Source organism: Pseudoalteromonas sp. DY56-GL22 (assembly GCF_041414715.1).
GTDB classification, from domain to species: domain Bacteria; phylum Pseudomonadota; class Gammaproteobacteria; order Enterobacterales; family Alteromonadaceae; genus Pseudoalteromonas; species Pseudoalteromonas simplex.
In genome coordinates, this window is record NZ_JANHZR010000001.1 from 250,653 (window position 1) to 274,013 (window position 23,361).

Sequence of the window (23,361 nt, forward strand, 5' to 3'; positions counted from 1 at the left end):
GAATTTCACTTTAATTAATAATTAAGAAGGTTTACCTAATAAATTAGTTTGAATGAGAATGATTATTGTTTATAATGTCCGCCTGCCACGCAACGGGACTTTGTAAATTTTGACTAGCAAGACCACTAACAGAACTGGGTTCAACTCGCTGTATCAAGAACACCACGAATGGTTAGTTCGTTGGATTGCTAAGCGAACAAGTAGTGCTGATAATGCCCAGGATCTGGCGCAAGATACGTTTATAAAATTGTTAAATAAGCCAATGCTTTATGATGATATGCGTAGCCCTCGTGCCTGGCTTACGAAAGTTGCTGGTAACTTGATGACAGATCAATTACGCAGGCAAGTGCTTGAACGTAATTATCAAAGCATGCTCGAATCAATGCCTGAGTCTGACTACTTTTCGCCCGAAGAGCAATTAGAGTTGCTTAACTTACTTGAGCAAATTGACAAGTTACTCACGGGTTTGAAAGCAAAAGAAAAAAAAGCTTTTTTAATGGTTAGATTGGATGGCATGAGTTATAAAGATGTCGCAAGCGAACTAAAAGTAAGTTTATCTTCAGTCGAAAAATATATCGCTAAAGCAACACTACAGTGCTACCAACTTGTTTATTTTGACAGCTAAATCTGATGAATTTTAGACTCAATCACAATCAAGCTCATATTCCAGAACACATAGTTCAACAAGCAATTCGATGGCAAATTAAAATTGAATCTGGCAGCATCAGTGAGGCAGAGCAGGCACATTTTGTGAAGTGGCGCAGTGCAGATCCATTGCATGAGCTGGCATGTGCTCGGTTACTACACCTTGATAAAGCATTTAGTGATGTTGCTGTTAAGTCCGCTGGGTATGCACGAGAAACATTACAAAAAACAGACCATGAAATTGATAATCTGCAGCGTAGACGTTTGCTCAAAAGCGCGCTTGGTACGACACTAAGTGTAGCTGGTGTGGCTTTTTTAGCTGAGCAGCAAGGCGTTCGTCATTATTTAAGTGCCGATTTATCAACCAGAAATAGTCGCGAAGAATTTACCGTTTTCAAAAATAGCCAACTGTGGTTAAACCGCCATAGTACGGTAGAAATTGATGAGCACAAGAGTAATTCTATTACGCTCACGCAAGGTGAGTTATTTTTAAAAACCGCAGCTATTGATGCACCAGTACAACTGCACACTGCGCATGGTGTATTTGCTACTCAAAACGCAGAAGTATTTGTTCGTCATGAGGCAAGCCATGCGGTTGTACAAGTAAATAAAGGCTTACTGCATTACAGTGCAGCGGCAAGTGAAAACAGTTTATCCCTACAAGCAGGCTCAACGTATCAACTCTTTTCCAATAAACAATTTACGTTAAATTCTGGGGTTTTTGATTACAGTAGTTGGCGTCAAAATCTACTCACTGCCAGAGCCATGCCGCTTGCCGATTTTTTACACGAATTGGCTCGTTATCGAAGCGGCCATATTCGTTGCCATCCAAGTTTAAACGACACGCTAATTTCTGGTGTATTTCAGCTTTCAGATACAGATTTAATTTTATCAACTGTTGCACAATCAGTGGGTGCAAAGCTTAACTATCTGACCCGTTTCTGGGCTGAAATTTTACCAAAGTAAAATAATTCTCATTTATTTTTACGGCTTTTCATTTTTCGTTCGGCTTTATAGGTATGTAACGAAAAAAGGAAACTCACATGCCGTCTCGTGTATTGCTTACTAGCTGTGCCATATTTGTTTCGAGCCTGTTGTCTGTGGCCCCAATTTATGCGGCGCAATCATCAGCTAGTTCAGCTAATTTCACATTAGTTCAATTTGACTTACCTGCAGGTAATCTAGGTGATTCATTAACGCTGCTTTCACGACAAGCAGGGATCACACTGAGCTTTGATGAGCAAATCGTAAAAAATATCTCTGTATTAGAGCTTAAAGGACGCTACAGCACAGAAACTGCTTTAAATAAACTTTTACAATCAACCTCATTAGAAGCGTTTTTGATTGCTCAAAACGCTTGGATCATTAAAGCAAAGCCACAATCAGATGTGATTGCTCTTGATACTATTCAAGTTCAGGGACAACACAATAAACTCAAAAATAAAACCTATACCGAGGCAAAATCGGTAAACGTCATCACTCAGCAAGATATTGAACGATTTCGCGGTACCAGTGTTGGCGATATATTCCAAGGTACACCTGGGGTATTAGTCAGTGAGAACCGTAACTCAGGTGGTTTAGACATCAATATCCGCGGTATGCAAGGTCAAGGCCGTGTGCCAGTTATTATTGATGGAAGTCGCCAAGAAACAACTGTTTATCGAGGGTATTCAGGTGTCTCTAGCCGCAGTTATATTGACCCTGATTTAATTGGCTCAATGACGATTAGTAAAGGCCCTGTTATGGACGCGCAAGGGACCGGTGCGACGGGCGGATTAGTAAGTGTTAGCACTCTTAATGCAGACGATATTGTCAAAGAAGGGGAGCTGTCAGGTGTACGTTTAAGAGCGAGTGCTATTGGTAATAGCTCAAACGCACCTCAGCCTGGAACCTATGCAGGCTATTATCTCCCTCGTAATGCTTATCGCTCAGACTGTCGCTTTCCAACTTATTGTACTGAACAGTACTTGATGCCTGAGCATTTTGCCCCAGAAGAAGGAATGGACAGGCCTAGTTTGTTAGAGTTTGCGAGTTACGCGGGGAGTGTCGCTGCAGCAAAACGCTTTAGTTGGGGTGACTTAGTTGGTGCTTACGCTAAGCGTGAACAAGGCAATTATTATGCAGGTAGCCATGGCCCTAAACCCGAATTGATTTATGGTGAGCCGGTTAAAATGGCTTGGTATACCGAGACCCCAGTGTCAGTGGAAGGTGCGTCAAGATTTCGTGCTAATGAGCGTATACCAAATACAAATTTCAATAGTGAGTCGGTATTACTTAAAACGAACTTGGTGATGCCAAAAGATCATAGCTTAGAGATGAGTTATATCCTTTATAACAGCGAATATGGCGAAATGATGCCTTCGCAAATTCGCTCTTTTGGTCAAGCAAGACAATGGCTTGACAGCGAAGTAACAAACCATACCTATACATTAAAATACAAATGGCAACCGCTTACTTATGATTGGGCCGACTTTTCGGCTAATTTGTGGCACACAGATGCGATTACAGATTTAAATACGCCAGATGTCGGCTCGGTGGATATTGCCGATAACATAGCTCGAAAAGATGACTATCAGCGTTGGGGTGCTGAATTTAGTAATAAAATGATGTTCTACAATCATGGCGAACTTGCATTGAGCTATGGCATTGCTGGGCAGTGGGAAGATATGGATACCGACACGCCCCAAACAGAAGGTTTTTATGCTGGTTCACGAAGCGGTTGGCGTAAAGAGTTTAGTGCTTTTAGCGCTGTCGATTGGCAAATTACAAAGCAGTGGCAATTAGAAGCAGGATTACGCTTTAGTCATTTCTCTTCAAAAGATAAAAATCCTTTAGAGCTTAAGCCCAATGATCCCGCATGCACACCTGATGGGCAAGGAAGCTGTGTCCCTGTCAATTATCAGAATAGTCACTCAGGTAGTGCGCCGCTTATTGCTTTAACATGGCAAGCGTTAGACGGTCTTCAATTATACATTAGACACGCAGAAGCTTTACGCATGCCAAGCTTGTTTGAAAGTACTTCGGGCTGGTCTGTGAGCCCTGTGCTTGATATCCCTCTGAAACCCGAGCATGCCAAAAACCAAGAATTGGGTATTAATTATTTAAACGAAAAAATAGCGAATAACACAGAGCAACTGGCTATCAAGCTTGCCTATTTCGAGAATCATGTAGATGACTATTTGACTCGAACACAACCAAATGCATGGGAGCAATCACAAGGCGGTATGCTCGATTTTTTCCGCATGCGCAATATCGACAGTTTAGATCTTAATGGTGTTGAGTTGAACTTTAGTTACACAACACCTTTTTGGTTAGTTGAATTAAGTGGCACTAAATATTCCCATATTGAAGTGTGTAATGTTGGTAGCTATGTACGCTATTACTGTAATGACTGGGGGATCCCTGAGAGCTACATCAATAATATGATCCCGCCTAACTGGCATGCCAGCATGCATTTAGGCTTACGTCTTTTTGATCAAAAATTCGAGACTGGTTTACGCGCTACCTTTATGGGCGAGAGAAACTCAATTCCTCGATACAACGCACCAACAGGTTTTAATGAGCCTGTGCTATGGCACAGCTATAACCTTTTAGATTTCTACAGTTCATACCAATTTAACGATACGGCGACCCTTGATTTTACTATCGATAATATTACCGATCGTTACTACTTAGACGCATTGAGCTTAGGACTTGTGCCAGCCCCAGGGCGCACAGCCAAGCTTAGCTTAACTTTACAATTTTAATTGCCAGAAAAACCTGCAAGGAGACCCCGATGAAATTGATGCTACATACATTCACCGCTATAGGGCTAGCTTTAGCGCTAACCGCTTGTGGTGGAGGTGGTGGTAACGACGATAGCACCCCTGTTGTTGTTGAACAAAAACCGACGGCTGTTATCACTAGCAGTACAGAACAAACAACGTTCTCACTTAAAGATGGTGCAGTACAAATTCAACTAAGTGCTGATCAAAGTAGTAGCGCTGATAACAAAGAACTTAGTTATCAATGGCAACTTATTTCTCGCCCAGAACAAAGTGAAGCGGTTTTAACCAGCAATGATAGTCTTAGCACCGACTTTGTGGCTGATCTTCCTGGTGAATATGTCATTAGTCTTATTGTTAATGACGGTGTTAATAACAGTGAAGCAACACGCATTACTTTTAATGCAACATCACCATATCCGACAGCAATCACTGAGCCTGTATACAGTGTAAGTTTGGGCACAACGAGTGTCGGCCTAGATGCAAGTGCTAGTTTACCTCCTACAGGCGAGACAGGCAGTTTAGATTATCAATGGAAGATTGTTGAAAAACCGGCTGAAAGTGCGGGTTATTTAAGCAATGAAACACTTAGTTTAGCTACTCTATTTGTTGATGTAGCTGGAGATTACAAACTTGAGTTGGTTGTTTATTACGGAAATATTGCCAGTGAACCAAAAACGGTTACCGTAACTGTTTCATCAGGTAATGCTCCACCTGTTGCGATTGCTGACGATGTGACGGTTAAGCTTGGGCAAACAGTCACGCTTGATGCATCACAAAGTAATGACCCTGAAGGAGCGTCTTTACAATACCGTTGGAAATGGGCTTACAGTCCTGTTGAACCTGATGCTATTCCATTACCTGAATTAACAGGAAGAACAACAGATACACTTACTTTTACGCCAGCTGCAGCGGGAGAGTATTCATTGGTACTGTTTGTGTTTGATGGTGCAAGAAAAAGCGAAGAGCGTGAAGTTCTTGTAACTGTAGAGAAAGATCCTGAGTCTAATAAAAACAAAGCACCCGTTGGCGAGTTACTCGCAACAGGCTATTTCCCTTCTTATAGTATTGGTGAACAAGAAGTTGGTTTACGCGCTGAGTTTAATTTTTCAGGCTATGATCCAGAAGGTGAAGCACTGCAAATAATCAGTGCGGAACTTATAGAAAAGCCAGAAACAAGTACTGTTGAGTTAGTTGATATTGGTTCTTGGAAGCCAATGGGCAAAAAGATCCAAAAGCTTGATGTTGAAGGCATGTATAAAGTACGAATGGTTGTATCTGATGGTGTTAATCAACTAACAACCAATGCAACAATGGAAGCTAAAATTGGTAATGTTAATGGGCAGCCTTCAACACGCGGTGTAGATGCTCAATCTAAATCAGTGATTGTAGGTGATGCACTCGTATTCGATGCATCAAGTGAAGACCCAAATGATGATCCAATGACATTCCATTGGGAACTTGTTGATCGTCCAGATGGCAGTAACGCGGTTATTGAGCCAGTTATTGAACCTGAAACCCAAGAGTATCGCCGTGCTCGCGTGGTAACTGACGTACCAGGCTCATATACTGCGCGCTTGATTGTTGAAGATGACCGCGGACTTTTTGCAAAAACTTATGCAGAAGATGATGGCCTTGCAAAACTTACCAATACTGCGCCTGAAATTCGTTCTGTTGTGTGGGCACGTAGTTGGGGAAGACTACAGCCAGGTGAAGATTACTATCAAATCTTACCGTGCATGTCATTATTACATCGCCCTGTTACGGTTGATGCTGATGGTGACGAAGTATTCACCCATGAAGAGTTAATTAGCACGCCTGAAGGTGGTGAGTTCACAAGTTACCCTGATGAAGCTGATTGTCCTGCCACACGCGGTCAAGTGTTTACCAAACCAGGTACTTATACATTCCGTTATTCAGCGACTGATTTAATAGACGATGCACCACAATATGATTTTGTTGTTAAAGTTGATCCATTATCAGAAGCGAAAGGTGTTCGCTTACGAAGTATTAATGAAGATGGCGAAAGCTTATGGCACCCACTACCGTATGAAACAATTCCACCATTTGCAAATGGCTTTAGTGCAAGCTCGCGTCCATTCTTAGAAGAAGGCTATGTGCAGTGGGAGCTAAGTGCTATGGACAGTGCGTATACAGTTGAAAATGTTAAGGTGAGCCATATTAATGGTGGTCTTGCGAGTCTTACCCCTCGTTTTGAAAACCTATATGAAGGACGTGTTATTCAACAAGGCGAAAGCTTAGCATTTCAAACCGTAGTACCTGCAGTGCCTTGTATTCGTAATGACGATAAGTCTGAAGGCTTCCATTTCTCTTTCAATATTAGAGAAATCCCAGAAATTACTTATGTATACGAAATATGGCGCACAGCCAATGACGACAGTCTTTTCAATGAGTGGGAAGAGTGTGAAGAAGGTCAGCTAAATTAAACAGCCAATTTAAAAACTTAAACAAGCGAACCTTCGGGTTCGCTTTCTTAATATTACCCCTTCCTCGTTCCTTTAGACCATATCGTAAATCAAACAAACGCATTCAGAGTTCACTCTGATAATACTAGTGAGGGAATTGTACGCAAATATACTTTTCCATTGTGATAATGCAAAAGCGTATTGCTAACGATAATGTAAGGCGAGGCTTAAGGGCAATGAAGGAGTAGCGTGCTACTTCTTTTTGTTTACTTATCATTTAATGTAATTAGAAACATGGCTAGTATTTCAACTTGTTTCTGCCCCAAGACGAGTTAGGATAAATGCTCTCATGGCTGCTTTGCGCGTGCAAATATATAGTTGCTTATTTAGCCAAACTTAGGTGTAATGAAAGTATAATAAACGCTGAGCAATGCAGGCCGAGCTTACATAACACTAACTAACCTGATTAAACTAGCTAGGAAAGTGAGAGCCTCAAAAAAGCCTAGTTTTTATAAGTAAAGCCATAGCATAGACAATACCAACTCTGACACTCCGAGCAGGTAACAGCTCAGTCCAACAACCGATTATGCAACACAAACTGCGTGTCGCATAAATACTAAAATGTTAGTTAGCAAGGGAGTTTATGCGATTATATTTACTTATTTTGTTGCTTTTATTCTCCGTCGAAAGCCTTTCCAATGTACTTGTGAAAAGCGAACATTCTGTACCTGTGGGGATGGCTGAATTAAATACATTCAAGAAAACCTGCGGAAACAAATGTAGCTTTACTGGGTATATCAATGTCAACAAACTGCATTTTAGTGAAGATGTAGAGTCAGGTGCTTTTTTATTGGTGCGAAGCGAAGGTGGGACAAAATCATTTTCGGTTGGCATTAAAGCAAATGAAGATGATAAAAGCGCTGAACTGGTTGTTATGTTTAATGATGGTAAAAATAATTCTGACTCTATCGTTTTAGCAAAGTCATCGTTAAATGCTTGGGAGGGTTTCTTATTATCATGGCACGATAAAGAGTTACTAATTGAAAATTTGCGCAGCGTAAAAAAGATAGGCTTAAACAACACACCTTATTCACAAATTGAGAAATCTGGGATTACATACCAAACTACGCTGACTTTTAGTCCAGATCACATTGCATATATGTTTATGGGCAGTGATGCGGAAATGTGGATCGAAATGAAAAACCAGAATTATAACTCTAGCTGGAAAGAGCGGTATGATAAAAACTAACAAAAGAATTATGCCGTTGAGCAAGCTCAACTGTTACGCGATTTCGTCGCGCACCATACTCAGGAGTTACCGAATAAATACTCTAACGTGCTTTTGTCCAGTAACGAGTTATTATCTTATTAATGCTATTCATACTTAAAACATACATAGTCACCAAACCTCTCACTTATCTCATCACATAACTTAGTTCGGTAGATAATCCCACTACATTACAGCTTTAATAATGCTCTCGGAGGATCTTAACTACTTTTAAGCTTGATCTAGATCAAAGAAACTTAATACGCTGCAATTTATAGTGCGCGGCTGCAATTTTCGTTGTTTTTAAAAACTAGATTAGATTTTAAAAACAATACCCATTTATAGTGCTTAAAGGTGTGTCATGGCATTACTCATCAATAACAAATGTATTAACTGTGATATGTGTGATCCTGAGTGCCCGAATGAAGCTATTTATATGGGTGCAAAAATCTATCAAATCGATCCTAATAAATGCACTGAGTGTGTTGGGCATTATGATAATCCTACCTGCGTTAGTGTATGTCCTATCGACTGTATTAAGCCCGATCCTAATCATCGTGAAACCTTAGATGAGCTTGCTGAAAAGTATATTAAGCTGACTGAGTGAATTAAAAATAAAATTTACTGCTTATTAGTACACCTTGATTCAAATGTTCTACACTTACTTTAATGCACGTTAATCTCTTGAGGATCCTATGTTTTTCAGTAAGTCAGTAAACTCTGAGCTTGTGTCGTTAAAGACTGAGTTATTTCATCTACAGCAGGTGCGTGATGGCTTGAATGAAGAAATGATTTCGCTTAATGTACTTGAAAGCGGCGAGGTATCCTATATAAATCAAAACTTTATCAAAGCACTTGGCTACGATAAAGATGCGTTCCCTGGCACGCACCTATTTGACATCATTACAAATGAGTCCAAATCTACTGAACAATTTAGCCAATTCTCTTCTGCTTTAGAGCATTGTAAGCACTGGGTTGGGGCGCTGCAGTTTTATCACAAAAGTGGTAAAACAGAGTGGCTTAGAATTATTTCGCACCCAGTAAAAGGGCCTCAAGATCAAATTCTATTTTTCGCAATTTATGCCACTTTACTAACCGATACAATTGCTACCGCAAGAGAGCATAAAGACATTATTAAAGCGTTACACCGTGCTATGGCGGTTATTGAATTTGATTTAGAGGGTCATGTTTTAAGTGCAAATAGTCATTTTTATAATGCGATGGGTTACTCCGAAAAAGAGATAAAAGGTAAACATCACAGAATGTTTTGCGAACCAGAAGAAGCAAACTCTACTGAGTATGAGCAATTTTGGCAGCGTTTAAAAAATGGTGAGTACATAGCGTCTCGCTTTAAACGTGTTGATAAGTTTGGTAATACCGTTTGGCTTGAGGCCTCTTACAATCCGATTTTTAATGATTTTGGGGATCTCTATAAAGTAATGAAATTTGCAACTGTGATCACTGAACAAGTGAATCGTGAGCATGCAATTTCTCAAGCGGCAGAGATTGCTTACGGTACCTCAACAGGAACCGACAAACTCGCTGTAAAAGGAGCTGAAGTACTTAAAAACACAGTGGCTGTTATGGATGAACTTGCTTTACAGATGGAGCAAGCGGCGCAAGAAATCGCAGCCTTAGATAAGCAGTCGCAACATATAGCAAGTATTGTACAAAGCATTAGTAGTATTGCTGATCAAACTAACTTATTAGCGCTTAACGCTGCAATTGAAGCTGCTCGTGCAGGTGAGCAAGGCCGTGGTTTTGCGGTGGTTGCAGATGAGGTTAGGCAATTAGCATCTCGGACATCTAAAGCAACTGAAGAGATTGTGGAAGTTGTTCAGCGAAATCAATCATTAACTCAAAATACAGTAAAGGTTATAGAACAAGGGAAAGTCAAAGCAGAGCAAGGTCTTGCTTTGTCGAATGAATCAGGACAAGTAATGGAAGATATTCAACATGGAGCACAGCAAGTTGTTGATGCAGTTGGCCAGTTTGCTAACCAGTTAAATAAGTGATTCTAATTTGCAATAAGCTTTAGACATCTGCATGGATGCAGGTACAGATTATTATAAGCAACCTAATAACGAAATTTTGCTGTGTTATCAATGCGGTTCAATTTCCTTAAAGCTCCTCCTATTTTTTGCGAATTGGAAGGAATACCTTGTCTCACTTCTTGAAACTCCATATCATAGAAATATAGGGATATATTGTAATAGTTTAATATTCAGTAACTTTTTAAGTAAATGAGTTCACTGTTTGAATTTTAATTTAGCAATGAAGTGATGTACCCCATGTTTTCTACCAAGCCACTAAAAAATAAAATAACCAATCTTGAAGACGAATTATTTAGGGTTTCTCAAATAAAGCAAAATCTTGATGAGCTAATGCTTACATTAACGCTTGATGGCAAAGGCTGTGTTATTGATACTAATCCCCAAGTTCAAATTGAACTGGGTTTTAGCGCAAATCAACTTGATGGGATTGCATTACTTGATTTAGTGCCGCAATTGGCGCGAAAAACAGAACACTATCTGAACTTTAAACACGCACTACAAAACAAAAAGCCATGGGCAGGAGCCGTTCAGTTGGTCAATGCTAAAGGTGAAGAGGCTTGGCTAAGAGTGTTCGTTCATCCTGTGGTAAATAAGCAAAACCAATTTCTTCATTTTACATTGCATGCAAATGCACTAACACGCACGATTGAATCGTCACGCGAAAACCAGGACTTAGTAAAAGCAATTCATCGCTCTATGGCCGTAATCGAGTTTGATTTAACGGGTCATGTATTAAAAGCAAATCAGCAATTTTTACTGGGTGTCGGCTATAAAGAACACGAAATTATTGGTAAGCACCATAGTATGTTTTGTTCACCTGAAGAAGCAAGCTCATCAGAGTACGCGGCATTTTGGCAGAAACTACAAAAAGGTGAGTTTGTTTCCTCTCGATTCAAACGTGTTAATAAATATGGTGATCCCGTTTGGTTAGAAGCCACATATAATCCTGTGTTTAGTGAACAAGGGGAGCTTTATAAGGTTGTTAAGTTTGCAACGGTGATTACTGATCAAGTAAATCGTGAAATAGCTGTGTCTCAAGCAGCTGACATTGCTTATAGTACCTCGACTGAAACTGATCAAATCGCTCATCAAGGAGCTGAAGTACTCAGTAATATGGTTAGTGTTATGGATGAACTTGCAAATAAAATGGAACAAGCAGCAAATGAGATCACAGCACTTGATAAACAGTCTCAGCAAATCGCAAATATAGTTCAAAGTATCAGTAGTATTGCTGATCAGACAAACCTATTAGCGCTTAATGCAGCGATTGAAGCAGCTCGTGCTGGCGAACAAGGAAGGGGCTTTGCTGTTGTTGCTGATGAGGTAAGACAGCTCGCTTCACGTACTTCAAAAGCGACTGTTGAAATTGTTGATGTTGTACAGCAAAACAGGGCACTGACTCAAAATACAGTTGAAGTTATAGAACAAGGTAAGAGCAAAGCTGAACAAGGCTACAGCCTAGCAACTGAATCTGGCAAAGTTATGTCAGATATTCAAAATGGCGCACAAAAAGTGGTCGATGCGGTTGGTCAGTTCGCTGACCAACTTAAATAGTGTTACCTGTGCTTATATTGAGTTTTGCAATAACCTCTTAAAATATCGGGATGGCGAAGTTTAATATGTTTACTTTGTCTCCCTGATACGCGCTTTCGCCAGAGTTTAAAACTCGAGCTCGTTAATTGCTCACGCATCAGTGCAATAACGTTTTTTTCATTTAAACCAAACTGTTGGTTTATTGCTTCAAACGGGGTTCTGTCTTCCCACGCCATCTCTATGATGCGTGATACTTCATGATCTAAGTGCTGCATTCCGGCTCCTTTTTGTAGCTTATACGTATTTGCAGCAGGTTTAGATTATAAAATATCGTGTTGCCAGTGCTCTGCTAAAAAGTCGATGAACGCTCTGACTACATTTTGTTGGAAGTTACGCGATAAATACACCGCCCATAAGTGAGAGCCCATAGTAGTATGCTCTGGCAGTACTTTTACAAGCTCACCCGATGCCAAATAGTCATTGGCGAGATCGCATGGTAGGTGAGCCACCCCGATTCCTTGTTTTGCTGCTTTTAGAAGCACCCCCATATCGTTGGCAACAATGTTGCCCTTCACGGTCACTTTTTGTGTGTTGTCGCCGTGTTGAAATTGCCAAATAGTGTGTTTGTTATGAACAAGACAATTGTGAACAGATAAGTCACTCGGCTCAAAAATCTGTGGGTGCACAGCTAAATAATCGTTAGAGGCACATACGGCGGTTGCGATATACATTAGCTTACGGGCAATAAGACCTTCATCGGGCTGGTGGATGTAACGCAAAGCGATATCAACGCGGTCATCAACCAGCTGCGATAAACTATCAGAAAGTAACAGTTCAAATCGCGTCTGCGGGTGGCGTTTGGTAAACTCTTCGATGGCATCAAATAGCTTATGTTGGCCAAGCCCAATCGGGGAGGCAACGCGAATGGTACCTACCAATTCGTTGTTATGACTGTGTGCTCGGCTTTGTAAATCAGACACTTGATTTAATATTTGCTGGCAATAGCTAAGGGCTTCTTCGCCTTGAAGGGTCAAACTTACTTTGCGTGTTGTGCGATGAAACAACCTTAAATTTAGCCACTTTTCAATGTCTTGAATATGCCTAGAAACTTGTAATCGGCTTAAACCTAGATGCTCTGCAGCCTGAGTAAAACTGCCTGTACGGGCAACTTCGACAAAGCTAGTAATTGAAGTGAGTTTATCCATTGGTATCTTAAAATGAAACAATTTGTATCTATATAGTGTATTTATCAGTAATTGGTGAACAAGTAAACTGCAATCATTGAAACAAGCAACGGAGAATTCCTCATGAAATTAGCAGTTATTGGCGCAACAGGTTGGATTGGCAGCCACATTACTTCAGAAGCAATCGCACGTGGTCATCAAGTTAATGCATTAGTTAGAGACGCAAGTAAAGTAACCCAAGATAACGTCACTGTGACTGAATTTGATTTAACTAAAGACGATATCGCAACTGCAGCTGCAGGTAGTGATGTTGTTATTGCGGCAATTGGTGGTCGTGCTTTAGGGAATCATGAAATTGTTGCAAACACAGCAAAGCAATTATTAAACGCGCTTGCAGGTACTGGCACACGTATTTTATGGGTGGGCGGAGCTGGTAGCTTAGAAGTGGCACCCGGTGTAACTCTGGTATCAAGCCCAGACTTTCCTGCTGAATACAAAGCAGAAGCCATTGCTCAAGGTGAGGCACTTGATGTATTTAGAGCATCAGCAGCAGATACAGCTTGGACTTTTGTTTCACCGGCAGCGGTCATTTACCCTGGGGAGTCAGAAGGCCCGTACCGTGTTGGTGGCGACAGCTTCTTTACTGATGCAAATGGCGAAAGCAAAATATCAGTTACTGATTATGCTAAAGCGATGCTTGATGAAGCACAGTCGGCAGCGCATTTAAATCAACGTATTAGTATTGCTTACTAATAGCGAGCCTTTATTCAGGCTCATAAAATGGTATTCTTAAGAGACGTGTTAAGTTACCTGTTTAATTTATGAGCCTGTTATTTTCTATTGCACTTGCAACCATTCCTGCTTTACCTGAACCCGTCGCGAACAATGCTGTCGCCAAAGTTGTTATTGATGAGCAAGCCTACTTTTTAAGCTTTATGGGCTTGAGCTCAGGCAAGGCACATACCGATGTTCATAATAAAGTGTGGGTCCTTAAAGTGGGCGATAACGCCTGGCAAGCGGCTAAAGCTGTGCCAAGTACGTTGCCCCTTACTGGGCGCTTGGCAAGTACCGCAGTGGGGGTTGGTAAGCATGCCTATGTATTTGGTGGGTATACCGTTAGCGCCGATCATCAAGAAATCTCTACACCCGATGTATATCGCTATGATGTGCTCTCTAATTCATATACGCAACTTGCCAGTATGCCTGTTCCGGTGGATGACAGTGTGGCACTTAAGTACCAGCAGCGTTATATCTATTTGGTCAGTGGTTGGCATAACGATGGTAATGTTAACTTAGTACAAGTGTATGATACGCAAACAGATACTTGGCAACAGGCATCGCCGTTTTTAGGTCAACCGGTGTTTGGCCAAGCAGCGGCAATTAGTGGAAACACTCTATTGGTGTGTGATGGCGTTAAAACACAGGCGAATGCTGATAAGCGCCGCTCTTTTGCTGCGGTTGCACAGTGTTTAAAAGGCACGATTGATGCTGATAACCCATTAAAAATAGATTGGCGTACCGTGCCGCACCCTACAGGTGTTGCCCATTACCGTATGGCAGCAACCAGTTTTAATGGCGATATTTATATGATGGGAGGCTCTGATAACCCATATAACTACAATGGCATGGGATACGATGGCAAACCAGCACCAGCGAGTGATCATGTTTGGCGCTTTGATATTGAAAAAAACACATGGCAAGTAATGCCAAAAGCCGATACCGCGAGCATGGATCATCGAGGTTTATTAGAGCACCAAGGAAGTTTGTATCGTCTGGGTGGTATGGACAATAATCAACAAGTGACAGCCGATGCGCTTGGTTACAAGGTAAAGTTATCTCTATGAATACACTCTATATTACTGGAGCGGGAGTGAGTGCCGCTAGCGGTATACCAACCTTTCGTGGTGAAGATGGTTATTGGACCATTGGTAGCAAAAATTATACGCCGATGGAAATGGCAACCCGTGCTATGTACCAAAACAACCCTCGCGAATTTTTAGCTTGGTATTATCATCGTTTTGCAACCTACCGCCATCACGGCCCTAATGAGGTTCATCATTGGTTGAGTGATAAAAATCTCATTACGCAAAATATTGATGGCCTTGATGGCAAAGCTGGAAACACTGATTTTATTGCTATTCATGGTCGCTTAGATCAAATGACACTGTTTCACCATCAAGGTGACGATGTGATGGCTTTTAACGCGCCGTGGGATAAAGTAAACGAAGACAACCTCCACCACTCCTTGCTTGAGGTGTTCAATATTAATAATGAAAGCCCCAAGCTAAACGAATCGTTTAAGCCGTACGTGTTGTTATTTGATGAATACTACACTGAGCTTTATCGAATCTCTGAGGCGCAACAGCGTATGCTCGATGCCGATAAAATCGTCTTTATCGGCACCTCGTTTAGCGTCAACATTACGCAAATGGCACTCGACATTGCACGCAGTCAAGGCACGCCAATTGAAGTAGTAGACCCAGATCCTACTCACGTATTTCATCCTAATGTGACATACCACAAGATGACAGCGCTTGAGTATGTTCAGCAGCAAGGATAAAAATAAGGCGCTTATATTAAGCGCCTTATTTAATTATTACTTTTCAGCTTTGGTTGCTGTGATGTTTAACCGCGCTTGTAAGGGGTCCGGTAAAAACTCTGCAGTCCCTGATTTATTCATTTGCAGTATAAAAGATTCATCATTTTTATATGCTTGCCAAGTCGGCAAACCTGGGCCATTTGGTGTGCCTAACTTAATAAAGTTCGTCACATAACGGTGCATTATTTTAGCAGCTTGCTTATCTTGCTCAGTGGTTACATGTCCATATTTAGCAGCCACAGTATTAAAGAAGTACGGAATTTCGCTGGCGTGCTCTGCACCAGGTTTATCTAAGGTTTGCGCCACATAACCAAATCGATACAAAAAGGCATCGTTACCCATATCTGTCACACGTTTTGCAACGAACCTTGCTGGCTCTTGCATTAAAGCATCTTGCCCAACTTGGTAATTGAGTAAAGGCAATGGCGTTTCGCCGCTTGCATCGTAAGTCATTTTTGCTTGTGTACTGTGCGGGGCAAAACTTGCGAATAGCGCCTCTTTAGAAGCAAAATTAGCAAAGCCTAAATCCATATCTGTTGTGCCAACCATGGTCGCAACATGGCTAAATGTGCCTTTACTCAAGCGCGCTTCTGTCGCCGAATTGATGATAGTGCCATCAATAATTGGCCCGCCAACGTAAGTAGACTCATCATTATTTTGTCGATTTAATGTGCTCAAATTTAGGTTATCAACCACGTCTTCGGCAGATAACTCACGCAGTGCAGCAAGAGCATTTTCATCACTGCCTAAAATGGTGTGTTGTTTGGCAAAGTTTTCGCCAATTTTTTCGGCACTTAACACGGTGTCATCATCACTATTAAGTGGCAACTGCTTAAATAGCTCTCGTCCGCCCGCTGACATAATAATCGCTTGCTGGAATAAGCCATTAGCAGCAGGGGTTTGCATCATCGCATGTACCGATGCGCCTCCTGCAGATTCACCCATGAGTGTCACTTTTGCAGCATCACCACCAAATTGAGCGATATTTTGTTTCACCCATTCAAGTGCCGCAATTTGATCCATTAAAGCGTAGTTGCCAAGCGCATCGTTCTCAAAACGACTCAGAGCAGGGTGCGCAAAAAAGCCAAATCGGCCTAAGCGATAATTAAAGCTAACAAAAATAACCCCTTGTTTAGCAAAGCTCTCACCTGAATAAACAGCAGGTGATGCGCCACCATTTATAAAACCACCCCCGTGTATCCACACCACAACAGGGTAAGGAGTATCGCTGGGTTTAGTGGGTTTAAATACATTTAAATAAAGGCAATCTTCCGAAGGGGTTGTTGTCAGCGGCGCTGCATCGGCTGCAAACGGCTTTTGCATACAGTCAGGCGCGTAATCGTTAAGCACTTTTATATCTTGCCACTTGGGCACAGGTTGCGGTGCTCGCCAGCGTAACTCTCCCACCGGAGCTGCAGCATACGGAATGCCTTTATAGGCAATAAAACGTCCTTCTTTTTGCCCTTGGATAAGCCCGCCGGTGACGGCAATTTGATCTGATTGAGGTTGTTCTTGGCAACCTTGCAAAAATACAGCAGAGCCTAATAGAAAAGATGAGTAAAAAATCGATTTGAGAATACGCGATGTCATAACAAAGCCTAGGCTGTTTGGGTAAGGCTTATAATATTAACATATTCAGATAGTAACAACGAGAAAACCAGCATAGCTACAAGGGGAGGCTATGCCGGTTTTAGTATTTGGCTAATTAAGAGTTTTCCTGTCATTAAATCGTTACAAAAAGGCTCTAAAAATCTGCAGCTCAATAACTCAAGGATCTGTGTAATACTTATTAGTGCAAAAAATTGCTAATGTAAAAGGAGTGTATTCTCATTTTAAGGTACATATGTTAGATAAAGTTTTGCATGATTTTTTAGTCATTTGGGCAACAATAGACCCTATCGGCACAATGGCGTTGTTTGCTGCTTTAACAGCTAAATTGCCTGCCGATAGGAGGCGAAAGACTGCTTTTAAAACGGTGGGTTATGCTGCCATTGTATTAATTGGAGCTATTGTCATAGGGCAGTTGCTGTTAACTGCAATGGGTATTAGTTTGTTGTCGTTCCAAGTTGCTGGTGGCATTATTTTATTTCTGTTCGGTCTACAAATGATTTTTGCTGAGGAGGCCCAGCAAGGTGATGTTGAGTCACAGCACGATATTTCTGTATTCCCTTTAGCAATTCCCGCAACAGCATCGCCGGGTGCAATTTTAGCGGTTATTCTAATTACCGATAACCATATTTATAGCGTTCAGGAACAAGTAATTTCGGCAATAACAATGCTGGTAGTGTTATTGATCACTTTATTATTGCTGTTGTTAAGTGAGCGAATTTTGAAAGTTATTGGGGTTGGCGGTGCATCGATACTAACGCGAATTATGGGGTTAATTTTAGCTGCATTATCTGTTGAGTTTGTGATGGAAGCACTAGGAGTCGCTAAATGGGTGGCCAATAATTAAAAAGCCCGCAGTGCGGGCTTTTTAATGGGGTATGCCAATATTATTCAGAAACAGTGAAAGATACGTCTAAGTCTTCACCCGATGTTACTGTAATTGGTTTTACTTGATAAAGCGTAAATGCTTCGTCTTGCGTTTCAGCGTCATCGATGTGCGCTGCACAGGTATAAGCAAGTTGATAATCACCTGGTTGAATGAACGCAAGTTCAAATTCGAATTGGTTATCTTCGCTATCGAACACAACATCCGCCGTTGCAAGAGGTGCATCTAATGGTGTTTCATCTTCGTTAACTTCATAGTTGTCCATTGGCATTTCAACATCGCTGCTATATAGGTAAACAGCATGACCGAATGAGCCATCTTCTAGTGCGATATCGATATTATCTGTTTCACAGTTAGCGATAAGTACGTCGCTTACAGTGCCTTCGATATCTTCAGATTCAGCAAGGTTTTCTAAGCGAACACCGCGTGGTTTTAAGAAGATCTCATCATTATTTTGTGGATCAACTAATGACTTTTTAAGGTCAAATTCAATAACAAAGTCGTTACCAGCTTGGTTAAGGGTAAAGCCATCCAGTTGGATTTCACCGACACCATCGTTGCCTTTACGTTTAACAACCAGTGGTGCAATGCTGTCATCTTCGTAAACAACATGCGAAGTCATGGTTAAATCGTTTGTGTCACCATTGATCACATCTGCACGGATCCATTGATATTCGCCAGCAGGCACTTCTTCATCTTCTAATAAAGAAAATACATCATCACCTGTGTAGTCTAATAAATTAACCATTTCAGGCATGGTTTCATCATTATCTTCACGGGTCTCAAACGTGAATTCTTCTCCACCTTGGGTTTTCAATGTGATTGAATCAAACACAACATTTACAGCTTTTAAACCTGTCACTGGTGCATCAGACACACCTAATGTGAACTGTGCAGTTTGCGGCTGAGGATCAACCGAGTCGTTCTTGTCGTTATCTGAGCCACAACCAACAAGTGCAAATAAAACGGCGCTGCTAAGTAATGTAGTTTTAAAGTTCATCATTTCTTCCCTTTGTGTTCTAAAAATTTATTAGCAGTGTAATAACTAAAACTTAATGTAACTTGAACTTCTAATGATAAGTTTCGATTAACACCTTTGTACCTTTTATGTAACAAGCTGAAAGTCAGAATAAAAAATAACTGCAAGTTTAGAATGCTTTTTAGGTAAATCCATTTTTCTTCCACATTTTGCTGACACCATGACAAAAAATAAGAACCTAGGAACGAAAATGAAGGTTATTGACTTGGAAAAGCGCTTTGAGCTTATGAGCTGGGCATTATTAAGTGCAGTAAATATGCTTTTACTAGTGGGGTTTATGAATAGTAAATCGGAGGTAAGTAATTTACTTTTTAGTTTTTTGTTGTGCTCTGTTTCATTACTATTAGCGGTACTTGTATTCAATTCAAAACGCAATTTAACGGTATGCCGCCACGGTGTGCATTACCGCAATTTATTCGGGCAATGCCGCCATATGCATGCAAGACAAGTGCAATTTATTCACCATTACTCGTTTTTTGGTTTGCGATTAGTGCTTGTTATGGGCGAAAAATATATTTGCTTTGCGCCTTTTTATAGCCTTAATGACAAACACCAACAACGCTTAAAGCGCTACGATAACGATTTGTTTGATTGGTTAAAGAACTTACAAAAGACCAATGATTTTTGTTAAGCAGGCACATTTACCTGCTTAACCATGGCGCTAGATATTAGGTTTTATAACGACTTACATTTTGTTCTAACTGAGTTGCTGTGTCTGTCAGCTCGTGCATGTACGATGTGGCTACATCGGTATCATTGGCGGTTTTATTCGCAATATCGACAATGGTCGTCATGTTTTGGTTAATCGCTTCAGACACTGATGTTTGCTCTTCAGCAGCTGTGGCTATTTGTGCATTTTGTGACGTGATAGTGTTAACCGAAAGCAATACTTCATTGAGTGCTTTTTCGACTTCGCCCGCTTCATTAACACTGGTTGCACTGCCTGATTTGATTGACTGCATAATGTTATTTACAGTTGTTGTTCCTTGTTGTACTTGCTCAATCATCGCCTCTATTTCATGAGTGCTATCTTGCGTGCGTTTTGCTAGCGTTCGCACTTCATCAGCCACCACCGCAAAGCCACGACCCGCTTCACCAGCTCGGGCAGATTCAATTGCCGCATTTAGTGCTAGTAGGTTTGTTTGCTCGGCAATGTTTCTGATCACATCAAGCACACTACCAATTTGACTCGATTGTTGATTAAGCTGATCGACCGCATTCGCCCCTTCATCAACTTGTTTAGCAAGGCCGTTAATCACCTTTATGGCAATGAGCAACTGGTTGTTAGCCTGTTTGACTAAATGATCGGCATGCTCAGCAGCCGTTGAGGCCTCTTGCGCACTGCGTGCAACTTCCATTGACGCCGCCGACATTTCGTTTATTGCGGTTGCAACTTGTTCACTTTCTTCATGTTGGCGATTAATACCTGCATGCATATTGGCAAGTAGCTCGTTGAGCCTATGTGACGCTTGATTCATCGATTGCGATGATTGGCGAATATCAATAACCATTTTACCAACGTCATCGGCAAAGCGGTTAAACGAACTGCCAAGCTTGCCGAGTTCATCGTCTCGTTTCACCATTAAACGTTGGGTTAAATCGCCATCACCTTGTGATATATCGTTCATTGCTAGTACGGTTGTGTGCAAAGGGCTAGTAATACTGCGCGATACCACCACTGCAATAGCTGCGGTAATTGCGACAGCAAATACAGAAGCGATGATGGTGTTTATAAAGGCATTATCGATACCTTCATTAACGCGTTGTTCTGTCGCTGCGACTTGTTGCTCAAGACCACTGATCCAAAAACCTGTTCCTAGCACCCAATTCCATTTTGGTACCAAAGCGGCATAGCCGAGCTTAGGATTCACACTGCCATTGGTATTTTTCCAAGAATACTGCACATAACCACCGCCGTTCTTTGCAGCATCAATCAGTTCTCGAATGAGATAAACCCCATTAGGATCTTTGAAATCATAAAGGTTTTTACCCTCAAGAGAGGTGTTAACCCCATGGGCAATGTTGACACCTTTTACATCATAAACAAACACATAGCCAGTATCGCCAGCATCATCAAAACGCAAATTACGTAAAATGCTTTTTGCTTGGTTTTGTAGTTGCTCAGTATTAGAGCCATCATCTTGTGCGATGAGGTTAGCAATCGAGCTCATGGCAATTTTTTGGTAATTGCTAACTTCAGACTTACGGTCGTTTTCCATTTGTGTTGCAAAACTTTCAACGGTTTGTGCACCACTGTGTTTTGATTGCACATAATTGTAGAGTGTCAGCATAATTGCAATGAGTAGGGGGGGAAGTAGGGCTAGAAAGAGTACCCGTTGCTGTATTGATAGCGCCATTTATCGCTCCTAATAAAAATCCGCAGTACTAGTTTAGTACTTTTCAAAAGTTTTATTAGTCGACTTTATGGTTAGATCGATAGGCTATTGAAGCTGATTTATGCGACTTGTTTATAAAAATACACTGTTGCATCAAATTCACCGGAGGAACTTTTCGCAAATCCAGGAATAGTGCCCGCTTCAATATAATCGAGTTTACGATACAAATATGAGGCAGTGTCACCTTGGCGGGTATCAAGTAATAGTAATTGAATACCTAAAATACGCGCGTCGGTCTCTAGGCTATTCATCAATTGTTTTGCAATTCCTTGGCCTTGATATTCGCTGTGCACCATGAGCTTTTCTACTTCACCGCGGTGAGCGCCATTAGCTTTGGCGCATAAAGAAAGCTGTACTGAACCAATCACCGTATCACCATCTAGGGCAAGGTAAAGCCTACGGTAAGGTGTTGCTAAATCTCTATCAACCCCTTGCCAGTAGTCGTGTGCTGACTGTAATGATAAAGGAGCAATAAAGCCAATTGATGCGCCACTGGCCACGCTATCAATTAGCAAATTATTGAGGGATTTCGACACCCCTTTTATAGAATGCACTGCTTTAATTTTCATTATTTATTCTTGTTGAAATGGATACACAGAACCTAAGTTAAGTAAGCTGGTTAGCTCATCAAGTGCCTGATAGCTTTCGGTTAAAAGCATCGGATCGGCAAAGTCGTCACTACTTAACGAGTCACGATAATGCTTATTCGCCCAATTTACTAGTTGGGTATATTTTTCTTCGCTGAATCGTACTGCCGGATTAACCGCTGCCAGTTCGTCCGAATTGAGTGCAACACGCAAGCGTAAACAAGCAGGGCCACCGCCATTTTGCATGCTTTGGCGCAAGTCAAAAAAGCGCACTTGCTGAACAGGGTTATCAGCCAAAATCATTTCTTGAATGTAATCGTGAACAGCTTGATTGCGCTGACACTCTTTAGGGGCAACCAGTATCATGCTGTCATCACTTAAGGTAATTAATTGGCTATTAAATAAATAGCTGCTTACAGCATCTGTAATGCTCACTTTATTGGTTGGCACTTCAATAATATGTAGCGGCTTGTTGCCAAGGTAGGCTTGTTTAATTTGTTTCAGCGTATCTGCTTGGTGCAAAAAGGCTTGTTCGTGGCATAAAAGTACATTGCCATTGGCCACAGCGATCACATCGTTATGAAAGACACCTTGATCTATCACATCAGGATTTTGTTGAATAAATAACTGATTTTCTGGCTTTAGCTGATGCAAACGGGCAACTGCTTGCGAAGCCTCAAGAGATTGTCTTGCAGGAAATTTAACAGGTTTTGGTAAGGCGCTATTAAAACTACTTGCCCCATAAACAAAGATCTCAAGCCCTGTATCTGCATGGCTGTCGCATAATCGATTATGATTTGCGGCGCCTTCATCACCAAAAAAGCCTTGAGCAGGTAAATGCGTATGATGGCTAAAGTAACGCTCATCGTTAAACATGGCTTTTAATAATGCTGTAGTTGTAACGGGTTCTAGCGAGCGGTGAAACTTATTATTTAAGTTAGCAGCCGTAAAGTGTACTTTGCCATCAAGGGTATCGGCTGAAGGCGAGATAGTGCCAGCATTGGCTGTCCACATGGCCGATGCACTGTAACAAGCTCGCAGTAAAATGGGGTCGGCTTTAAATGCTTTTTCAATAATCTGGCTATCGGTGCCTGTAAAGCCCAGTCGTTTTAGTACGCTAATGTCGGGGCGAGCATGAGGTGCAAAGATACCTTGCTCTAGTCCTAACTCGTGCATCGCCCTCATTTTTTCAAGGCCTTGTAGTACAGCCTCTTTAGGGTTTGAATGTGAAGAGGCGTGACTTAGTGAAGCGACATTGCCATACGATAATCCCGCGTAATTATGGGTAGGCCCCACTAAGCCATCAAAATTAACTTCTACTGCGTGCATACTTTGTCCATCATTTTTGTGCGTGTATTTTAACCATACAGAAG

At 41.3% G+C, this 23,361-nt stretch carries 20 protein-coding genes; 13 read left to right on the top strand and 7 right to left on the bottom strand.

Features of this window, described 5'->3' with window-relative positions; translation table 11 throughout:
• Nucleotides 1–109: 109 nt before the first annotated feature.
• The 8 genes from NO991_RS01080 (at nt 110) to NO991_RS01115 (ending at nt 11,710) form a co-directional block, all read left to right on the top strand.
• On the top strand, nt 110–625 hold the full coding sequence (locus NO991_RS01080) for a sigma-70 family RNA polymerase sigma factor (RefSeq protein WP_054553565.1): 516 nt from the start codon (nt 110–112) through the stop codon (nt 623–625).
• Nucleotides 626–630: 5 nt separating this feature from the next.
• Nucleotides 631–1,611, top strand: a complete 981-nt coding sequence (locus NO991_RS01085; RefSeq protein WP_194441264.1) for a DUF4880 domain-containing protein — start codon at nt 631–633, stop codon at nt 1,609–1,611.
• A gap of 77 nt (nt 1,612–1,688) precedes the next feature.
• Complete coding sequence (locus NO991_RS01090; protein ID WP_371351568.1) at nt 1,689–4,391, top strand: TonB-dependent receptor domain-containing protein; 2,703 nt, start codon at nt 1,689–1,691, stop codon at nt 4,389–4,391.
• 29 nt (nt 4,392–4,420) lie between these two features.
• Nucleotides 4,421–6,856, top strand: a complete 2,436-nt coding sequence (locus NO991_RS01095; RefSeq protein WP_194441266.1) for an Ig-like domain-containing protein — start codon at nt 4,421–4,423, stop codon at nt 6,854–6,856.
• A 622-nt stretch (nt 6,857–7,478) separates the two neighbouring features.
• A complete protein-coding gene (locus NO991_RS01100; RefSeq protein ID WP_152967131.1) occupies nt 7,479–8,084 on the top strand; it encodes a hypothetical protein in 606 nt (201 codons plus the stop codon).
• A gap of 379 nt (nt 8,085–8,463) precedes the next feature.
• The gene (locus NO991_RS01105; protein ID WP_054553587.1) at nt 8,464–8,709 is read left to right on the top strand and encodes a YfhL family 4Fe-4S dicluster ferredoxin; all 246 of its coding nucleotides are present in this window, start codon (nt 8,464–8,466) and stop codon (nt 8,707–8,709) included.
• Nucleotides 8,710–8,797: 88 nt separating this feature from the next.
• Nucleotides 8,798–10,117 carry a methyl-accepting chemotaxis protein gene (locus tag NO991_RS01110; protein ID WP_054553588.1) on the top strand — a complete coding sequence of 440 codons (1,320 nt, stop codon included), beginning with the start codon at nt 8,798–8,800 and terminating at the stop codon, nt 10,115–10,117.
• Nucleotides 10,118–10,393: 276 nt separating this feature from the next.
• The gene (locus tag NO991_RS01115) at nt 10,394–11,710 is read left to right on the top strand and encodes a PAS domain-containing methyl-accepting chemotaxis protein (RefSeq protein ID WP_054553640.1); all 1,317 of its coding nucleotides are present in this window, start codon (nt 10,394–10,396) and stop codon (nt 11,708–11,710) included.
• A 2-nt stretch (nt 11,711–11,712) separates the two neighbouring features.
• Here the strand turns inward: NO991_RS01115 and NO991_RS01120 are convergent, their stop codons facing one another.
• Nucleotides 11,713–11,964, bottom strand: coding sequence for a TIGR03643 family protein (locus tag NO991_RS01120; protein ID WP_054553589.1), 252 nt, complete (start codon nt 11,962–11,964; stop codon nt 11,713–11,715).
• Between the two features lie 45 nt (nt 11,965–12,009).
• Nucleotides 12,010–12,894 carry a LysR family transcriptional regulator gene (locus NO991_RS01125; RefSeq protein ID WP_054553590.1) on the bottom strand — a complete coding sequence of 295 codons (885 nt, stop codon included), beginning with the start codon at nt 12,892–12,894 and terminating at the stop codon, nt 12,010–12,012.
• Between the two features lie 102 nt (nt 12,895–12,996).
• Between NO991_RS01125 and NO991_RS01130 the strand changes: the two genes are divergently transcribed.
• The 3 genes from NO991_RS01130 to NO991_RS01140 all read left to right on the top strand — a co-directional run bounded on the left by NO991_RS01130 (nt 12,997) and on the right by NO991_RS01140 (nt 15,433).
• On the top strand, nt 12,997–13,626 hold the full coding sequence (locus tag NO991_RS01130) for an NAD(P)-dependent oxidoreductase (protein ID WP_054553591.1): 630 nt from the start codon (nt 12,997–12,999) through the stop codon (nt 13,624–13,626).
• Nucleotides 13,627–13,694: 68 nt separating this feature from the next.
• Nucleotides 13,695–14,717: a kelch repeat-containing protein gene (locus tag NO991_RS01135; protein ID WP_054553592.1), complete on the top strand. Its 1,023-nt coding sequence runs from the start codon at nt 13,695–13,697 to the stop codon at nt 14,715–14,717.
• Nucleotides 14,714–15,433, top strand: a complete 720-nt coding sequence (locus NO991_RS01140; protein ID WP_054553593.1) for a Sir2 family NAD-dependent protein deacetylase — start codon at nt 14,714–14,716, stop codon at nt 15,431–15,433. The genes NO991_RS01135 and NO991_RS01140 overlap by 4 nt, the downstream gene beginning before the upstream one ends.
• Before the next feature lie 36 nt (nt 15,434–15,469).
• Here NO991_RS01140 and NO991_RS01145 read toward each other — a convergent pair whose 3' ends face one another.
• The gene (locus tag NO991_RS01145; RefSeq protein ID WP_194441267.1) at nt 15,470–17,062 is read right to left on the bottom strand and encodes a carboxylesterase/lipase family protein; all 1,593 of its coding nucleotides are present in this window, start codon (nt 17,060–17,062) and stop codon (nt 15,470–15,472) included.
• Between the two features lie 253 nt (nt 17,063–17,315).
• Here NO991_RS01145 and NO991_RS01150 point away from each other — a divergent pair, with 253 nt between their 5' ends.
• Entirely contained in the window at nt 17,316–17,927 is a 612-nt protein-coding gene (locus NO991_RS01150; protein ID WP_054553595.1) for a MarC family protein, read from the top strand.
• A gap of 40 nt (nt 17,928–17,967) precedes the next feature.
• Here the strand turns inward: NO991_RS01150 and NO991_RS01155 are convergent, their stop codons facing one another.
• Complete coding sequence (locus NO991_RS01155; protein ID WP_199530048.1) at nt 17,968–18,966, bottom strand: DUF4382 domain-containing protein; 999 nt, start codon at nt 18,964–18,966, stop codon at nt 17,968–17,970.
• A gap of 229 nt (nt 18,967–19,195) precedes the next feature.
• On the opposite strand from NO991_RS01155, the gene NO991_RS01160 reads away from it, so the two are divergent.
• Nucleotides 19,196–19,636, top strand: coding sequence for a hypothetical protein (locus NO991_RS01160; RefSeq protein WP_054553598.1), 441 nt, complete (start codon nt 19,196–19,198; stop codon nt 19,634–19,636).
• A 37-nt stretch (nt 19,637–19,673) separates the two neighbouring features.
• Here the strand turns inward: NO991_RS01160 and NO991_RS01165 are convergent, their stop codons facing one another.
• The 3 genes from NO991_RS01165 to astB all read right to left on the bottom strand — a co-directional run bounded on the left by NO991_RS01165 (nt 19,674) and on the right by astB (nt 23,317).
• The gene (locus tag NO991_RS01165) at nt 19,674–21,362 is read right to left on the bottom strand and encodes a methyl-accepting chemotaxis protein (RefSeq protein WP_054553599.1); all 1,689 of its coding nucleotides are present in this window, start codon (nt 21,360–21,362) and stop codon (nt 19,674–19,676) included.
• Between the two features lie 98 nt (nt 21,363–21,460).
• A complete protein-coding gene (locus NO991_RS01170; protein ID WP_194441270.1) occupies nt 21,461–21,970 on the bottom strand; it encodes a GNAT family N-acetyltransferase in 510 nt (169 codons plus the stop codon).
• A 3-nt stretch (nt 21,971–21,973) separates the two neighbouring features.
• Entirely contained in the window at nt 21,974–23,317 is a 1,344-nt protein-coding gene (gene astB / locus NO991_RS01175; RefSeq protein ID WP_235377909.1) for an N-succinylarginine dihydrolase, read from the bottom strand.
• Nucleotides 23,318–23,361 lie beyond the last annotated feature (44 nt).

What these genes read in the sequence shown, in the direction of transcription:
- NO991_RS01145 (WP_194441267.1), bottom strand. Translation starts at nt 17,062, where the DNA reads ATGACATCGCGTATTCTCAAATCGATTTTTTACTCATCTTTTCTATTA.
- NO991_RS01085 (WP_194441264.1), top strand. Translation starts at nt 631, where the DNA reads ATGAATTTTAGACTCAATCACAATCAAGCTCATATTCCAGAACACATA.
- NO991_RS01160 (WP_054553598.1), top strand. Translation starts at nt 19,196, where the DNA reads ATGAAGGTTATTGACTTGGAAAAGCGCTTTGAGCTTATGAGCTGGGCA.
- NO991_RS01110 (WP_054553588.1), top strand. Translation starts at nt 8,798, where the DNA reads ATGTTTTTCAGTAAGTCAGTAAACTCTGAGCTTGTGTCGTTAAAGACT.
- astB (WP_235377909.1), bottom strand. Translation starts at nt 23,317, where the DNA reads ATGCACGCAGTAGAAGTTAATTTTGATGGCTTAGTGGGGCCTACCCAT.
- NO991_RS01095 (WP_194441266.1), top strand. Translation starts at nt 4,421, where the DNA reads ATGAAATTGATGCTACATACATTCACCGCTATAGGGCTAGCTTTAGCG.
- NO991_RS01105 (WP_054553587.1), top strand. Translation starts at nt 8,464, where the DNA reads ATGGCATTACTCATCAATAACAAATGTATTAACTGTGATATGTGTGAT.
- NO991_RS01170 (WP_194441270.1), bottom strand. Translation starts at nt 21,970, where the DNA reads ATGAAAATTAAAGCAGTGCATTCTATAAAAGGGGTGTCGAAATCCCTC.
- NO991_RS01125 (WP_054553590.1), bottom strand. Translation starts at nt 12,894, where the DNA reads ATGGATAAACTCACTTCAATTACTAGCTTTGTCGAAGTTGCCCGTACA.
- NO991_RS01090 (WP_371351568.1), top strand. Translation starts at nt 1,689, where the DNA reads ATGCCGTCTCGTGTATTGCTTACTAGCTGTGCCATATTTGTTTCGAGC.
- NO991_RS01150 (WP_054553595.1), top strand. Translation starts at nt 17,316, where the DNA reads ATGTTAGATAAAGTTTTGCATGATTTTTTAGTCATTTGGGCAACAATA.
- NO991_RS01155 (WP_199530048.1), bottom strand. Translation starts at nt 18,966, where the DNA reads ATGAACTTTAAAACTACATTACTTAGCAGCGCCGTTTTATTTGCACTT.
- NO991_RS01140 (WP_054553593.1), top strand. Translation starts at nt 14,714, where the DNA reads ATGAATACACTCTATATTACTGGAGCGGGAGTGAGTGCCGCTAGCGGT.
- NO991_RS01120 (WP_054553589.1), bottom strand. Translation starts at nt 11,964, where the DNA reads ATGCAGCACTTAGATCATGAAGTATCACGCATCATAGAGATGGCGTGG.
- NO991_RS01165 (WP_054553599.1), bottom strand. Translation starts at nt 21,362, where the DNA reads ATGGCGCTATCAATACAGCAACGGGTACTCTTTCTAGCCCTACTTCCC.
- NO991_RS01115 (WP_054553640.1), top strand. Translation starts at nt 10,394, where the DNA reads ATGTTTTCTACCAAGCCACTAAAAAATAAAATAACCAATCTTGAAGAC.
- NO991_RS01130 (WP_054553591.1), top strand. Translation starts at nt 12,997, where the DNA reads ATGAAATTAGCAGTTATTGGCGCAACAGGTTGGATTGGCAGCCACATT.
- NO991_RS01100 (WP_152967131.1), top strand. Translation starts at nt 7,479, where the DNA reads ATGCGATTATATTTACTTATTTTGTTGCTTTTATTCTCCGTCGAAAGC.
- NO991_RS01135 (WP_054553592.1), top strand. Translation starts at nt 13,695, where the DNA reads ATGAGCCTGTTATTTTCTATTGCACTTGCAACCATTCCTGCTTTACCT.